General features: G+C 70.7%; 13 protein-coding genes. 5 read left to right on the top strand and 8 right to left on the bottom strand.

The genetic code is table 11. From position 1 onward, the window contains the following. Positions 1 to 168: 168 nt before the first annotated feature. Together imuA and lexA are read right to left on the bottom strand one after the other, a co-directional pair. Positions 169 to 774, bottom strand: coding sequence for a translesion DNA synthesis-associated protein ImuA (gene imuA, locus IB242_RS08040; RefSeq protein WP_192277981.1), 606 nt, complete (start codon positions 772 to 774; stop codon positions 169 to 171). A 1-nt stretch (position 775) separates the two neighbouring features. After that, complete coding sequence (lexA, locus tag IB242_RS08035) at positions 776 to 1,402, bottom strand: transcriptional repressor LexA (RefSeq protein WP_192277979.1); 627 nt, start codon at positions 1,400 to 1,402, stop codon at positions 776 to 778. A 217-nt stretch (positions 1,403 to 1,619) separates the two neighbouring features. Here lexA and IB242_RS08030 point away from each other — a divergent pair, with 217 nt between their 5' ends. The 3 genes from IB242_RS08030 (at position 1,620) to IB242_RS08020 (ending at position 4,425) form a co-directional block, all read left to right on the top strand. After that, positions 1,620 to 2,840, top strand: a complete 1,221-nt coding sequence (locus tag IB242_RS08030; protein ID WP_192277977.1) for a helix-turn-helix domain-containing protein — start codon at positions 1,620 to 1,622, stop codon at positions 2,838 to 2,840. A gap of 60 nt (positions 2,841 to 2,900) precedes the next feature. Further along, entirely contained in the window at positions 2,901 to 3,548 is a 648-nt protein-coding gene (locus IB242_RS08025) for a glutaminyl-peptide cyclotransferase (protein ID WP_225540340.1), read from the top strand. Positions 3,549 to 3,669: 121 nt separating this feature from the next. Then, entirely contained in the window at positions 3,670 to 4,425 is a 756-nt protein-coding gene (locus IB242_RS08020) for a thioredoxin family protein (protein WP_192277973.1), read from the top strand. A 265-nt stretch (positions 4,426 to 4,690) separates the two neighbouring features. Here IB242_RS08020 and IB242_RS08015 read toward each other — a convergent pair whose 3' ends face one another. Together IB242_RS08015 and IB242_RS08010 are read right to left on the bottom strand one after the other, a co-directional pair. Continuing rightward, positions 4,691 to 5,176, bottom strand: a complete 486-nt coding sequence (locus IB242_RS08015; RefSeq protein ID WP_192277971.1) for a glutathione peroxidase — start codon at positions 5,174 to 5,176, stop codon at positions 4,691 to 4,693. Between the two features lie 162 nt (positions 5,177 to 5,338). Next, the gene (locus tag IB242_RS08010; RefSeq protein WP_225540418.1) at positions 5,339 to 6,742 is read right to left on the bottom strand and encodes a glycoside hydrolase family 30 protein; all 1,404 of its coding nucleotides are present in this window, start codon (positions 6,740 to 6,742) and stop codon (positions 5,339 to 5,341) included. Positions 6,743 to 6,962: 220 nt separating this feature from the next. On the opposite strand from IB242_RS08010, the gene IB242_RS08005 reads away from it, so the two are divergent. Continuing rightward, positions 6,963 to 9,092, top strand: a complete 2,130-nt coding sequence (locus tag IB242_RS08005; protein WP_192277969.1) for a catalase — start codon at positions 6,963 to 6,965, stop codon at positions 9,090 to 9,092. A 776-nt stretch (positions 9,093 to 9,868) separates the two neighbouring features. On the opposite strand, the gene IB242_RS08000 is transcribed toward IB242_RS08005, so the two are convergent. The 4 genes from IB242_RS08000 to IB242_RS07985 form a co-directional block, all read right to left on the bottom strand. Next, positions 9,869 to 10,372, bottom strand: coding sequence for a DNA-binding protein (locus IB242_RS08000; RefSeq protein ID WP_192277967.1), 504 nt, complete (start codon positions 10,370 to 10,372; stop codon positions 9,869 to 9,871). A 266-nt stretch (positions 10,373 to 10,638) separates the two neighbouring features. Further along, positions 10,639 to 10,869, bottom strand: coding sequence for a hypothetical protein (locus IB242_RS07995; RefSeq protein ID WP_192277965.1), 231 nt, complete (start codon positions 10,867 to 10,869; stop codon positions 10,639 to 10,641). Between the two features lie 273 nt (positions 10,870 to 11,142). Next, positions 11,143 to 11,739, bottom strand: coding sequence for a GIY-YIG nuclease family protein (locus IB242_RS07990; protein WP_192277963.1), 597 nt, complete (start codon positions 11,737 to 11,739; stop codon positions 11,143 to 11,145). Between the two features lie 2 nt (positions 11,740 to 11,741). Further along, a complete protein-coding gene (locus tag IB242_RS07985) occupies positions 11,742 to 14,288 on the bottom strand; it encodes an excinuclease ABC subunit UvrA (protein WP_192277961.1) in 2,547 nt (848 codons plus the stop codon). Positions 14,289 to 14,586: 298 nt separating this feature from the next. On the opposite strand from IB242_RS07985, the gene IB242_RS07980 reads away from it, so the two are divergent. Further along, a complete protein-coding gene (locus tag IB242_RS07980) occupies positions 14,587 to 14,808 on the top strand; it encodes an AbrB/MazE/SpoVT family DNA-binding domain-containing protein (RefSeq protein WP_192277959.1) in 222 nt (73 codons plus the stop codon).

The raw sequence follows: 14,808 nt of genomic DNA, 5'->3' as shown, positions 1-14,808 counted from the left end.
GCCGACAGAGGCTGCGCTGCCGGATCGCGTGCTCTACGCCCTACCCGCCCACCGGGCGTCCGTTCAATCGATGCGACCCCCAGCGCGTGGCAGCAACGTCCTGCGCGCATCACGCCGTCGGCGCGGCAGGCCGGATTCCACGGCAGCGGTTGCCGATGCGTGGCCATCTCAGTGCGCCAGCCGCAGCAGGCCGGCATGCGGCTGCGCGCCGCGCGACTTCAGCACGCGCCAGCCGCCGTCCTCGGCCAGCAGCCGCAGCGCGGCCGGGGAGGCATTGGCCGCGTGGCGGCGGTCGCGCAGCACGAAGCCGCAGCAGTCGCCGCTGTCGGCCGCCACCTGCAGCCGCCGCAATGCGCGGTCGTCGCCACCGGGCGGCCAGCCGAGCACGGCCTCGCAGGCGCCGCTGCGCAGGCACTGCTCCTGCGCCCACAGCGCCTGGCGCGGATCGGTGTCGATCACCTCCAGCTGGCCCAGCTCTACGCCCGCGGCCTGCCAGGCCGGCGCGTACGGAACATGGGGCGGCGCCACCAGCGCCACGCGGCCGCCGGCCGCGGTCATCCGCGCCAGTGCCGGCAGCAGCAGGCCCAGTTCGCCGATGCCATCGGCCGGCAGCAGCAGTTCGGTCAGCGCGCCGCGCGGCCAGCCGCCCTGCGGCAGCACCGTGTCCAGCGCGGCGTGTCCGGTCGGTTCGCCGTCGCCGCCGGACGGCGCCTGCCGCGCGCGCCAGACCGTGCGTGCGGCCAGCAGCTCATCGAGGGCCAGGACCTCGCCCATCTCAGCCCTGCCGCAGCAGGCCGCAGTAGACGCCTTCGATCGCGAACTCCTGGTCCGGCGCGACCTCGATCGGCGCATGCGCCGGGTTGCGGGGCAGCAGCCGGATCGCGTGGCGGCCGCGCTGCAGGCGCTTGATCGTCAGCTCGCCATCGATCCGCGCGACCACGGTCTGGCCGTCGCGCGCGTCCGGCGTGCGGTGCACGCCGACCAGGTCGCCGTCGAGGATGCCGTCGTCGATCATCGAATCGCCCTGTACCCGCAGCAGGTAGTCCGGCCGGGGCGAGAACAGGCGCCGGTCCAGCCACAGGGTGTCGTCCGGCCCGGCCTCCAGGCCGATGTCGGCGCCGATCGGCAGGCCGGCCGCCACCCGCCCCAGCACCGGCAGCGGCAGCAGCGCATCCGGCCGCGCCCGCTCCGGCAGGCGGATCCCGCGGCGCACGCCCTCTTCCAGCACGATCAGCCCGGCCGCGGCCAGCGCCTGCACGTGCTTCTGCGCGGCATTGCGCGAGGCGAAGCCGAACGCCTCGGCGATCTCGGCCAGGCTCGGCGGCCGGCCTTGGGCCAGCCGCTCGCGCAGGAAGGCCAGCACGGCGGCACGTTGCGGGGACAGCGGATCGGCAGGCGTCATCGGGGCGGACCGGGCAGTGGAGACACCCGGCCGGATGCCGGGCCCGGCAGTGGGCACCCCGGGGTGTACATTTGTACACCTTTGCGTCGCAGGAGGCGAGACGCCGTTCCCTGCGCATCCATGCCGCGTACAGGTGCGCCCGCGGCAGGAACCGGGGCAAGCCGTCATCTGCGCGGATTGCCGCCGCCATCGCCGTGTCGCAGGTACCCTGCGGCGAATGGATCCCACCCTCGCCACCGCCGCGCAGGCGCTCGCCCGGGGCGATGCGCTGGGCGTGCTCAGGCACGTCGCGCTGCGCGAGGACGCTCCTGCCCTGGCGATGCAGGGCATCGCGATGGCCCAGCTGGGCGACCACCCGCGGGCTCGCGGCCTGCTGCAGCGGGCGATCCGCCGCTTCGGCCCGCGGGCTCGCGCAGCACGCGCCCGCTGCGTGCTCGCGCTGGAGGAGATCGCGCTGGCGATGCGCGATCTCGACCGCCCCGACCAGGTGCTGGACCGCGCCATCGAGGTCCTCGATGCCGGGGGCGATTCCCTCAATGCCACCCATGGGCGCGTCATCCAGGTCCGCCGCCTGCTGCTGCTCGGTCGCCTGGCCGATGCGCGCGCCACGCTGGCACGGCTGGATGGATGCCTGCTGCCCCCGGCGCTGGCCGCCCGCGCCAGCCTGTCGGCGGCGGAACTGGCCCTGCGTGCGATCCGCTGCGCGCCCGCGCGCGAGGCGCTGGAGCGGGCCGCCGCCGCCGCGCAGCGCGCCGGCATCGCCTCGCTGGCCGCGGAAGTGGAGGCCGTCCGTTCGAGCCTGCGGCAGCCGGTGGCGCGCCGGGGCGCGGACGCGACCGGGCAGCCGCTGCACCTGGCCGAGGTCGAGGCACTGTTCGCCTCGGGCCTGCTGGTCGTGGACGCCTGCCGCCTGCGCGTGCGCGTCGCCGATGCCTGGCTGCCACTGGCGCGGCGCCCGGTGCTGTTCGCCCTGGCCCATGCGCTGGCCGCCGCCTGGCCCGCCGACGCGTCCCGCGCCGCGCTGATCGCGGCCGCCTTCGGCCTGCGCGGCATCGACGACACCCACCGGGCGCGGCTGCGGGTGGAGATCGGACGGCTGCGCACGCTGCTGGCTCCCTGGGCGGCGCTGCACGCCACCCGCGCCGGTTATGCGCTGCGCCCCCACGACGGACGCGGCGTGGCCGTGCTCCTGCCGCCGGCCGACGGCCCGGCCAGCGCGCTGCTGGCCGTGCTGGCCGATGGCGAGGCCTGGTCCACCGCCTCGCTTGCGGTGGCGCTGGGCAGCAGCCGGCGCAGCGTCCAGCGCACCCTGGCCGGGCTGCTGGCCGACGGTCAGGTGCGCGCCATCGGCCACACCCGGAGCCGGCGCTGGCTGGCGCCACCGGCCGCCGGTTTCGCGACGACATTGTTACTCCCGGCGTTGATGCAGGACGACTAACGTGGGGCCTGCCGCGCCTGCCCGGCGCCAGACGGAGACGCTTCGATGGACAGCCACCCGATGCCACCTTCCCGCCCTGCGGAGATCGTCCGCGAGTACGGTCCGTTCGACAGCGCCGATGCGGTCCACGGCGTCAGCCACGACGGCCACCGGGTCTGGGCCGCACTCGGAGCGCGGCTGCTCGCCTTCGATCCGGACAGTGGCGAGACCTGCCGCGTGCTCGAACACGCCGCCGATGCGGGCACCGCCTTCGACGGCACCCACCTGTACCAGATCGCCGGCGCGCGCATCGACCGGATCGACCCGGCCACCGGCGCGGTGGTGCACTCGATCCCCGCACCTGGCCAGGGCTGCGACTCGGGCATGGCCTGGGCCGACGGCAGCCTGTGGATCGGCGCCTACAAGGACCGCCGGATCCACCAGGTCGATCCGGCCAGCGGCCGCATCCTGCGCAGCATCGCCTCCGACCGCTTCGTCACCGGCGTGACCTGGGTCGACGACGAACTCTGGCACGGCACCTGGGAAGACGATGCCAGCGACCTGCGCCGCATCGATCCCGCCAGCGGCGAGGTGCTCGAACGCCTGCAGCTGCCCGAAGGCCTGGGCGTCAGCGGCCTGGAATCGGACGGCGCCGACCTCTTCTACTGCGGTGGCGGCCCGAGCCGGATGGTGCGTGCGGTGCGGCGTCCACGTCGCAGCAGCCGCTAGCCGCGCCGCCCCGCCGCGCGCGCCCCGTTGCCACCTTCCGTGGGACACGCATGACGGGCCAGCCCGGCGCGTGCCGCGGCAGCGCCGGGCGCGCGTCCCTCATCGTCGACAGGAGATCCCCATGCAGCCGACCGACACGTCGCACCGCATCGCCTCACCCGCGCAGTGCCTGCCGCAGCGCCTGCGCCTGCTGGAACGCGAGAAGGCCCTGACCCGCTTGCAGGACGAGGTCGCCCGCGAGCGCCGCGCCCTGCCCTGGGTCCGCCTCGCCAGGGACTACGTGTTCGATGCACCCGATGGCCTGCGCCCGCTGGCGAGCCTGTTCGATGGCCGCAGCCAGCTGCTGGTCCAGCACTTCATGTTCGGCCCGGGCTGGGAGGACGGCTGCCCGAGCTGTTCGTTCATGGCCGACCACATCGACGGCATCGCCGTGCATCTGGCCGCGCGCGACATCGCCTGCGTGGCGATCTCCTCGGCGCCACTGCACGAGCTGGAGCGCTTCCGCGCCCGGATGGGCTGGCGCTTTCCCTGGGTGTCCTCGCAGCGCAGCAGCTTCAACCGCGATTTCGGGGTCGGCTTCGCCGCGCAGGACCGCGTCGACGGCAAGGTCGACTACAACCATGTCCGTCAGCCGTTCCCGGGCGACGAGGCGCCGGGCATCAGCGTGTTCGCCATGGACGCCGCCGGCGCGGTGTTCCACACCTACTCCACCTACGGCCGCGGCGTGGAAGCCATGATGGGCGCCTACCGGCTGATCGACCTGACCCCGCGCGGCCGTCACGAGGAAGGCCTGGAGCACGGCATGGCCTGGGTCCGCCACCACGACCGCTACGCGCCGGATCCAGCCCCTGCGTGCTGCTGCGGGCCGCAACGCTGATCGCCAATGATCCGGGCGCGCCACGATCGGCGACACGCGCGGCCGGGCTCGGGGCGGAGCGCTGCGCCTGCCGTGGATGCAGGCAGGCGCCAGAACCGCAGGCCGCGTCCCTGCGCAGCCGTTTCAGCGGATCAGGATCTGGGTGGCGATGGTGCAGCCGGTGCGACTCACGCACGTGCCAGGCGCCGCTGCCGGGCCCGGATCGGATGCCGCATCCGCGCACCGGCGGGCCACGCGGCGCATCAAGCGGATCGGCCTTCCGTGGTCAGCGCGCCAGCATCGCCTCGATATCGGCCTGCAGCGCCGCAGGCCTGGTCCGCGGGCCATGGCGCCGCAGCGCATGGCCGTCGCGGTCGACCAGGAACTTGGTGAAGTTCCACTTGATCCGCTGCGTGCCGAACAGGCCGGGACGCTCGGCCTTGAGCCACTGCCACAGCGGATGTGCGCCCGGGCCGTTGACCTCGACCTTGGCCATCATCGGGAAGCTCACGCCGTAATTGACCTGGCAGAACTGCGCGATCTCGGCTTCGCTGCCCGGGTCCTGCCCGCCGAACTGGTTGCAGGGAAACCCCAGTACCACCAGGCCGCGGCTCGCGTAGGCCTGGTGCAGCGCCTCCAGCCCTTCCAGCTGCGGGGTGAATCCGCAGCGGCTGGCGGTGTTGACCACCAGCACGGCCTGCCCGGCGAATTCGGACATCGCCAGCGGGCGGCCGGCGATGTCGGTGGCGCTGAAATCGTGGAAGGTCGTCATGCGTGCAAGCGCAGTGGAGGGAGGAGCATCACTCTACATGCCGGCAGCAGCGGTATTCCGCGGTTGCAGGGCGCATGAGCAGGGATGCGGTGTGTGCGGATGCTCCCGCCGCCGCACGCCTCATGCGCTGCAGCCGGCGCGGCCATGCCGCACCGGCGTGCGTCACTGCACCAGCGTCTGGATCGCGTGCGCCGGGATCTCGACCCGGGTCGAAGCGCTGCCGACGTAGTAGTTGTAGGTGATCGCCACGTCGGTCGGGTTCATCACCACGGTGGCCAGGCTGCCGTCCTGGTTGCGGAAGGACGTCGCCAGCAGGTTGCTGCGGCTGCTGGCCACGCCGACCCGCTCCGCGCCCGGGCGCAGGAACTTCGAGAAGTGGCCGATGTACCAGTAGCTCGGCGTGTAGATCAGCTCGCCGGTGCGGGTGTCGGCGTGGATCGGCGAGAAGCAGTAGTTGCCGACGTGGTTCGGGCCGCCACGTTCGTCCAGCAGCATGTTCCAGTCGATCCAGCCGGCCGCGCCGTTGTTGAGGTCGTTGATGATCGAGGTGCCGTAGCGCTCGCCGTTGCTCCAGCGCTGCAGGTGGGCGAAGTCGAACTTCTCCACCGTGGCCTCGGTCAGCAGCAGCACCTTGTCCGGGTAGGCCTGGTGGACCTTGCCGACGTTCTCGAACATCGGCTCGAAGCCGGCCCAGGTCTCGTACCAGTGGAAGCCCATGCCCCAGGCGTACTTCGATGCTTCCGGATCGCCGAAGATCACGTTGGCGCGGTGGACCATCATGTCGCGGTTGTGGTCCCACACCACGATCTTCGTGTCGGCGTAGCCGGCCGCGTGCATGGTCGGGCCGAGGTGGTGCTTGAGGAAGTCGCGCTCCTCCTCGGCCGTGTACAGCATCGACTCCCAGGTCTGCCTGGCCATCGGCTCGTTCTGCAGGCTGATCGACCAGATCGGGATGCCCTCGGCCTCGTAGGCGGCGATGAACTTCGTGTAGTACTGCGCCCACGCGGCGGCGTACTCCGGCAGCAGCTTGCCGCCCTGCAGCATGTGGTTGCTGTCCTTCATGAAGGCCGGCGCGCTCCACGGGCTGGCCATCATCGGCAGCGTGCCGCCGGCCGCCTCGATCGCGCGCTTGATCATCGGGATGCGGTGCTTGCGGTCCGGCGCGATCGAGAAGCTCTCCAGCGCCTTGTCGCCCTCGCGGATGTAGGTGTAGCTGCCGCTGCTGAAGTCCGAGCTGTGGATGGTGGTGCGGCCCAGCGTGTAGCCGATGCCCTGCTCGGTGTCGTAGTAGGCGCGCAGCAGTTCGGCCTGGCGGGCCTTGTCGAGCTTGGCGAAGGTCTCGGCGGTGGCGTCGGTGATCGCGCCGCCGATGCCGAGCAGCGTCTGGAAGCGCTTGGACGGCTCGACGAAGATCGAATTCTCGGCCTCGGTCAGCGCATGCCCGGCGCGTGGCGCGGCGACCTGGGTGCGCCGCATCTGTTCCGGCGCGCCCTGCGCCGTGGTGTAGACGGTGACCGTGCCGGCCCCTGCATTCCCAGCCGCGAACGCCGGTGCGGCGCACGCCATGACCAGCGCTGTCATCACGATGGATTTCATCGGCCCCTCCTCTTGATCTGCAACGCGGCAGGGTAGCGGGCGCGGCCGGTGTTGTCAGCGTGCACCGCGCCAGAGACCACGCACTCGGCAGACGCGCATCGCGACCCGTCACGCAGGCGCAACGCATGCTCGACGGTACGCTCACGCCGCGCTGGCGAGGCTCGATGGTTCAACCCGACCAGGAACCGCCATGGCCAGCAAGAAGCCCGCCCCCGCCAAGCCAGCCAAGCCCGCACCGCCGCGGACCCGCCGCACGGCCGAGCCGGAAGACGTGCGCAACCCGCGTGGCAACGGCGACGAACTGCAGCAGCAGGCCGGCGGCGAGCATCCGCTGCTGACCACCAACCAGGGCATCCCGGTCGCGGACAACCAGAACTCGCTGACCGCCGGCCCGCGCGGGCCGACCCTGCTGGAGGATTTCATCCTCCGCGAGAAGATCACCCACTTCGACCACGAGCGCATTCCCGAGCGCATCGTGCATGCGCGCGGCAGCGCCGCCCATGGCACGTTCGTGCTGAAGAAGTCGCTGGCGAAGTACACCACCGCGTCGATCCTGACCGAGGTCGGCCAGTCCACCCCGGTGTTCACCCGCTTCTCCACCGTGGCCGGCGGCGCCGGCTCGGTCGACACCCCGCGCGACGTGCGCGGCTTCGCGGTGAAGTTCTACACCAAGGAAGGCAACTGGGACCTGGTCGGCAACAACATCCCGGTGTTCTTCATCCAGGACGCGATGAAGTTCCCGGACGTGGTGCACTCGGTGAAGATGGAGCCGGACCGCGCGTTCCCGCAGGCGGCCAGCGCGCACGACACGTTCTGGGATTTCGTGTCGCTCACGCCCGAGACCATGCACATGATCATGTGGGCGATGAGCGACCGCACGATTCCGCGTTCGCTGCGCACGATCGAAGGCTTCGGCGTGCACTCGTTCCGCCTGCTCGACAAGGACGGCAACAGCACCTTCGTGAAGTTCCACTGGCGGCCGGTGCTGGGCATCCAGTCCACGGTCTGGGACGAGGCGCTGAAGCTGCAGGCGGCCGACAACGATTTCCACCGCCGCGACCTGTTCGAGGCGATCCAGGCCGGCAACTTCCCGGCCTGGGACCTGGCCGTGCAGCTGTTCACCGAGGAAGAGGCCGACGCCTTCCCGTTCGACCACCTCGACCCGACCAAGCTGATCCCCGAGGAGCTGGTGCCGCTGCAGGTGATCGGCCGGATGACCCTGGACCGCTGGCCGGACAACTTCTTCGCCGAGACCGAGCAGGTCGCCTACTGCCCGGCCAACATCGTGCCCGGCATCGACTTCAGCAACGATCCGCTGCTGCAGGGCCGGCTGTTCTCGTACCTGGATACGCAGCTGATCCGCCTTGGCGGGCCGAACTTCCACCAGATCCCGATCAACGCGCCCAAGTGCCCGTTCGCCAACCACCAGCGCGACGGCCACATGCAGATGCAGGTGCCCAAGGGCCGGGTGAACTACGAGCCCAGCTCGCTGCAGGCCGACAGCCCGCGCGCCTCGCGCGAAGTCGGCTTCCGCCACCACGCCACCGTCGACGATGGCGCCAAGGGCCGCCTGCGGCCGGAGAGCTTCGCCGACCACTACAGCCAGGCGCGGCAGTTCTTCCGCAGCCAGAGCGCGATCGAGCAGGCGCACCTGGCCAGCGCACTGGTGTTCGAGCTGTCGAAGGTGGAGACGCCGCACGTGCGCGAGGCCGTGGTCGGACATCTGCGCCATATCGACGACGGTCTGGCCCGGCGCGTCGCCGATGGCCTGGGCATGGACGCGCTGCCGCCGGCGCCGGACGCGAAGGTGCCCACGCAGGATCTGCCGCTGTCTCCCGCCCTGCGCATCGTCGACCGGATGAAGCCGACGCTGGATGGCCGCTGCGTCGGCATCCTGGTCGATGACGGCTCCGATGCGGCGACGGTCAAGACACTGCGCAAGGCAGCCGAATCCGCCGGTGCGATGGTGAAGATCGTCGCGCCGAAGCTCGGTGGTGCGCTGCTGTCGGACGGGAAGAAGCTGGCCGCCGACGGCCAGCTCGCCGGCACGCCGTCGGTGGTGTTCGATGCGGTGGCGGTGGTGCTGTCGGCCGACAGCGGCAAGAAGCTGGCGAAGGAGGCCGCCGCGGTCGATTTCGTCCGCGATGCCTTCGGCCACCTGAAGGCCATCGCCGCCGATGCCGGCGCCCAGGCCGTGCTCAAGGCAGGTGGCGTCGGCAGGGATGCAGGCGTGGTGGATGCCGGGAACGTCGATGCCTTCATCGCGGCCGCGAAGACCCGCCAGTGGGACCGCGAGAAGAAGGTGCGGACGCTGGCCTGAGCGGTGTGCCGATGCTCCATCGCGGCACGGTTGCGGCCCTCCTGCACGCTCGCTCGCAGGGGGCCGCTGCCAGTCAATCACGGGCCAAGGTCCTCCGCACACACTCACGTAGGAGGCGTGAGGCCGACCGTCATCCGCAGACATCCGCAGACATCCGCAGACATCCGTCTGGATCATCAGCCACACGGGAATCGAGGCGGCCTGACCGGTGACACGGCGGTCGGGGCTGTGGCCCCTCCTACATGCCCGCTCGTTGGAGACCGCTCCAAGCCAACCACCGGCTACGGCCCTCCACACGCACGTAGGAGGCCGCTTGAGGCCGACCGTCATCCGCAGACTCCCGTCTGGATCATCAGCCACACATGATCAATGCAGCTCGCTCGGTAACACGGCGGTCGGGGCTGTGGCCCCTCCTACATGACCGCCCGTTGGGAGACCGCTCCAGGCCAACCGCCGGCTGCGGTCCTCCACACGCACGTAGGAGGCCGCTTGAGGCCGACCGTCATCCGCAGGCATCCGTCTGGATCATCAGCCACACATGATTGATGCGGTCTGACCGGTGACACGGCGGTCGGGGCTGTGGCCCCTCCTACATGCCCGCTCGTGGAGAGCGCTCTAGACCAACCACCGGCTACGGTCCTCCACACGCTTTGTAGGAGGCCGCTCGAGGCCGACCGCCATGGCGGGATCCATAACGCGGCCGGCGGACGACATCGGCGGTATGCGCAACCCACGGCACGCATAGCCTCGTTGGTCCCGGACTCTGCCGCGCAGGATCAACTCTCCTGCTTCCTCGTTTTCGCGGCCTTCTTCGCCGCCGCCTTACGCACCGCGGGCCCCTTGGTCTTCGCTGCCTTCTTCGCCGCGGCGGAGCGGCTGCTCGCGCTGCGTTCGCCAGCCGCCTTCTTCGCCTGACGCGACAACGCCTTCGTGCCTGCGACCTTTTTCGCGGTGGTCTTCTTCGACGCGGTCTTCAGCGCCTTCTTCGCACCAGCCGAGCGTGTCGCGGATGGCTCCTTCTTCGATGTCGCCGCCTTGCTGTCCTGGGCGGCCTTCTTCTTCGTCGCCTTGGATGCGGTCTTCGACGGTCTGGCATCCACGCCGTCGCGGCGTGCCTTCGACAGGCCGATGGCGATGGCCTGCTTCGTGCTTTTTGCGCCGTGCTTGCCTTCGCGCACGTGTTCCATTTCTTCCTTGACGTATTCCCCGGCCTGGGTACTGGCCGCCTTGCCTTCGCGCTTGTCGCGCGCCGCCGCCTTGCGTGTCTTCTGCTCCGGCATGTCGCGTCTCCTGCTGGTCGACGCATGCGGTGTAACAACGCTCCGGTCAATGGACCGTGCAATCTGTCGCATCGCCTGTCGACAGATCCATCGCGTGACACCGGCAGTGCCACGCTGCCGCTCTGGGCACCGCCCAGCCGGCATGACGCGGCCAGCGGACGCTCATGTCAGGACTGACCGGACTGGCCGACGGTGCTGCCATCTCCATCTCCATCTCCATCGCCGCTGGCGACGACCGCATGCCGCTGGAACGCCCCGCCCAACGGTCAGGGCGTCTCGTCCGGATCGTCGTTCGGCGTGTCGGCCTCCTTGGCCTCTTCGTGGCTGCGGGTTTCCTGGGCGTCGGTGCCATAGGGGCTGGGCGCCACCGGCTCGTGCGAGTCGGCGGTCGGGACCGGGTTGTCGGAAACCGTGTCCGGGTCGTTCTTCTGGCACGCGGCAAGCGCCAGGGCCAGCGACGCGGAGGTCAGCAGCATCGTGCAGGTCTTCAAGCGCATGGAACGCTCCTTGGTGGGGTGGAACGAACCTAGCCCGCGCGCCGTGAGCGTCGCGCCGCGATGGGCCGGCGTAGCCATCTGCCGAATGAACGGCACGACGCCACGGCATGCGTCGACCACCGGCGGGGCCGCCGCCCATCGCCGCACCGCCCACGCGCGCAGTCACTTCGCCGGCGTCCTGCCGGCCGCGACATCTTGCCCGGCTCCACACAGACCGGGCCAGGGAGCGCGCCGTCGCGGTCACCAGGATGCCGCCGACCCGAAGGCCCCGGCTCAACCCGGACGTCGATACCAGTCCAGCACGGCATCCGGCAGCAGCGCAGCGATGTCGACGTCCAGCGCGCGGTAGGCATCCAGTGCGTCACGCAGCTTGCGCTGCGCCGGGGTCCGGCCAACCAGCCCATCCAGCTCGTCCACACCCAGCATCGCCAGCGACCACTCGTGCAGCCGGTCGCTGCGGGCGACCAGCATCGTGCGCAGCCAGCGGTCCAGTGGGTAGACCCGGTAGCCACGCGCCTCCAGCACGGCGATACGCTCCTGCAGCAGGTTGCCGACACCACGGAACCACTCGGTCTTCCCACCCGCCGGCACGCTGATCGTCAGCGGTGCCGGCGCGTTGTATTCGCGCAGCGAAGCCCGCAGTTCCAGCTCCAGGTCGCGCGCGTCGCGGACCGATTCGGCCTCGACCAGCGTGCCGTGCCCGACATCGAAGAATTCATACCAGCGCGGATGCAGCGCGCCGATCCGGCCCAGCGGGTCATTGGAGAAGCCGATCTTGCAATGGTCTTCCCAGCGGCACGGAAACACATAGGCGAAACAGCGGCCGTCGATCGGCACCGCGTCGTCCGGGGCCGGCAGCCCGCGCGCCATGCTCAGCCGCCCGCCTTCGCCGATGCCGCACCATCCAGTTCGGCGCGCAGGAACGGCGCGGTGCGGCTGCCCTTCGCCTTCGCGATCTTCGCCGGTGCGCCCTGCGCGACCACCTGGCCGCCCCTGTCGCCCGCGCCCGGTCCCATGTCGATGATCCAGTCGCTGCCGGCAGCCACCCGCATGTCGTGTTCTACCACCACCACGCTGTTGCCCGCATCGACCAGGCCGTGCAGCTGGCGCAGCAGCGTGTCCACGTCCGCCGGATGCAGGCCAGTGGTGGGCTCGTCCAGCACGTAGACCGTGTCGCGGCGCTGGGCACGCTGCAGCTCGGTCGCCAGCTTGATCCGCTGCGCCTCGCCGCCGCTCAGCTCGGTCGCCGGCTGGCCCAGCCGCAGATAGCCCAGGCCAACCTCGATCAGCACCTGCAGCGGGCGCAGCACCGCCACGTCCTCGGCGAAGAACTCCGCAGCCTGGGCCACGGTCAGGTCCAGCACCTGCGCGATGTTCCTGTCGCGCAGCGTGATCTCCAGCGTCTTCGCGTTGTAGCGCGCGCCATGGCAGGCCGGGCACGGCGCATAGACGCTGGGCATGAACAGCAGTTCGACACTGACGAAACCCTCGCCCTCGCAGGTCTCGCAGCGGCCCTTGGCCACGTTGAACGAGAAGCGGCCGGCGTCGTAGCGGCGCTTCTTCGCCGCGGGCGTGTCGGCGAAGCGCTTGCGCACATGGTCGAACAGGCCGGTGTAGGTGGCCAAGTTGGAGCGCGGCGTGCGGCCGATGGGCTTCTGGTCCACGCGCACCAGGCGGCGCACGTGCGCCAGCCCGCCGGCGATGCGCCCGCCGGTCGGCACGTCGGCGCCGCGCTCCAGCGGATCGACCTCGTCGCCGCTGGCGTCCTGCGCCTGGCCCAGATGCGCGGCCAGCAGCTCGACCAGCGCCTGGCTGACCAGCGAGGACTTGCCCGAGCCGCTGACGCCGGTGACGGTGGTGAACACGCCCAGCGGAATGTCCACATCCAGCCCGGCGACGTTGTTGCGGGTGATGCCACGCAGCTGCAGCCACGCGCTCGCCGCGCGTTCGCGGCTGTGCGGCGCCGGCCGCTGTCCGAAGAGATAATTCCGCGTCGACGAGGCCTGCACCTGCGCCAGCCCGTCCGGCGGCCCGCTGTAGAGCACTTGCCCGCCGTGCGCGCCGGCCGCGGGACCGACATCGACGATCCAGTCCGCATGGCGGATCACGTCGATCTCGTGCTCGACCACGAAGATCGAGTTGCCCGCCGCCTTCAGCTGGTCCAGCGCGCGCAGCAGCGCCTGCGCATCGGCCGGATGCAGGCCGGCCGACGGCTCGTCCATCACGTAGACCACGCCGAACAACTGCGAGCGGATCTGGGTGGCCAGCCGCAGCCGCTGCAGTTCGCCCGGCGACAGCGTCGGCGTGCTGCGCTCCAGGGTCAGATAGCCCAGCCCCAGGTCCTGCAGGATCGCGATGCGCGCCAGCAGATCCTCGGCGATGCGCTGCGCGGCGAGCTGCTGCTCGGGATGGCCATCCGCGCGATGCGCCCTGCCCTGCGCGGCCGGTGCCAGCAGCGCGGCGACCTCGTCCAGCGGCCGCTGCGACAGCGCACCGATGTCCAGCCCGGCGAAGGTCACCGACAGCGCCTCGCGCCGCAGCCGCTTGCCGTCGCAGTCCGGGCACAGCGTGCTGACCAGGTACTGCGCCGCGCGTTTCTTCTGCTGCGGGCTCTGGGTGGTGGCGAAGGTGTGCAGCACGTGGCGGCGCGCACTGGTGAAGGTGCCCATGTAGCTGGGTTCCATCTTCCGCTTCAGCGCATCCTTCACTTCGTCCAGGGTGAAGCCGGCATACACCGGCTCCACCGGCTGCTCGTCGGTGAACAGGATCCAGTCGCGGATCTTCTTCGGCAGTTTCGACCACGGCACATCCACGTCGATGCCGCGAGTGGTCAGGATGTCGCGCTGGTTCTGCCCGTGCCAGGCGCCGGGCCACGCCGCCACCGCGCGCTCGCGGATGGTCAGCGAGGGATCGGGCACCATCGAGGCCTCGGTCGCGTCGTAGATCCGGCCCAGGCCATGGCAGGTCGGGCAGGCGCCGGCCGGCGTGTTCGGCGAAAACCCGTCGGCGTAGATGATCGGCTGGCCCTTCGGATAGTCGCCGGCGCGTGAGTACAGCATCCGCAGCGAGTTGGAGATCGTGGTCACGCTGCCCACCGACGAGCGCGTGGTCGGCGCGCCGCGCTGCTGCTGCAGGGCCACCGCCGGCGGCAGGCCTTCGATGGCATCCACGTCCGGCACCCCGGCCTGGTCGATCAGACGCCGCGCATAGGGCGAAATCGAATCCAGGTAGCGCCGCTGCGCCTCCGCGAACAGCGTGCCGAACGCCAGCGAGGACTTGCCCGAGCCCGACACGCCGGTGAACACCACCAGCGCATCGCGCGGGATGTCGACATCGACGTCCTTCAGGTTGTGCTCGCGCGCGCCGCGGACACGGACGAACCCGGGAGACGATGGTGCGGAAGATCTGGAACGGGGCATGGGCGGACATCGGAAGCAGAAAGCAGCGGGTGATTATCCGCTCGATCGTGGAAGCGCTCTGCGAACGGGGGCGTTCCCGGCTGCGGGCAGCGGGTTGCCATGGCGGCCCCATGTGACAACCGCCGCTGGCTGCAGGCGCGACGCATCGGCTTCCGGCATGGCCAGCTCCCGCAGACCAACTGCGTTTGACGGCAGCGCATGCATGGGCCGGGCCGTCGCGGCTGACCTGCTGCCCGGGAGTTGCAGGCATGCGGAACCCGGCGCAGCATAACGTTCGTTATAACCTCAGGCCCACCCCATGAAACTCAAGATCACCGCCATCGGCAACTCCGCCGGCGTCATCCTGCCCAAGGAACTGCTCGCCCGCCTGCGCGTGGACAAGGGCGACGAGCTGCACGCGCTGGAAACGCCGGATGGCATCCGGCTGACCACCTACGATCCGGATCTCGCAGCGCAGATGGAGCTCGCCGAAGAGGTCATGCGCGAGCGCCGCACGCTGCTGCACAAGCTGGCCCAATAG

This window comes from Xanthomonas sp. XNM01 (assembly GCF_014851915.1).
GTDB lineage: Bacteria > Pseudomonadota > Gammaproteobacteria > Xanthomonadales > Xanthomonadaceae > Pseudoxanthomonas.
Note: the sequence above shows the minus strand (reverse complement) of the source record. Positions and strands in the feature narration are given on the sequence as shown.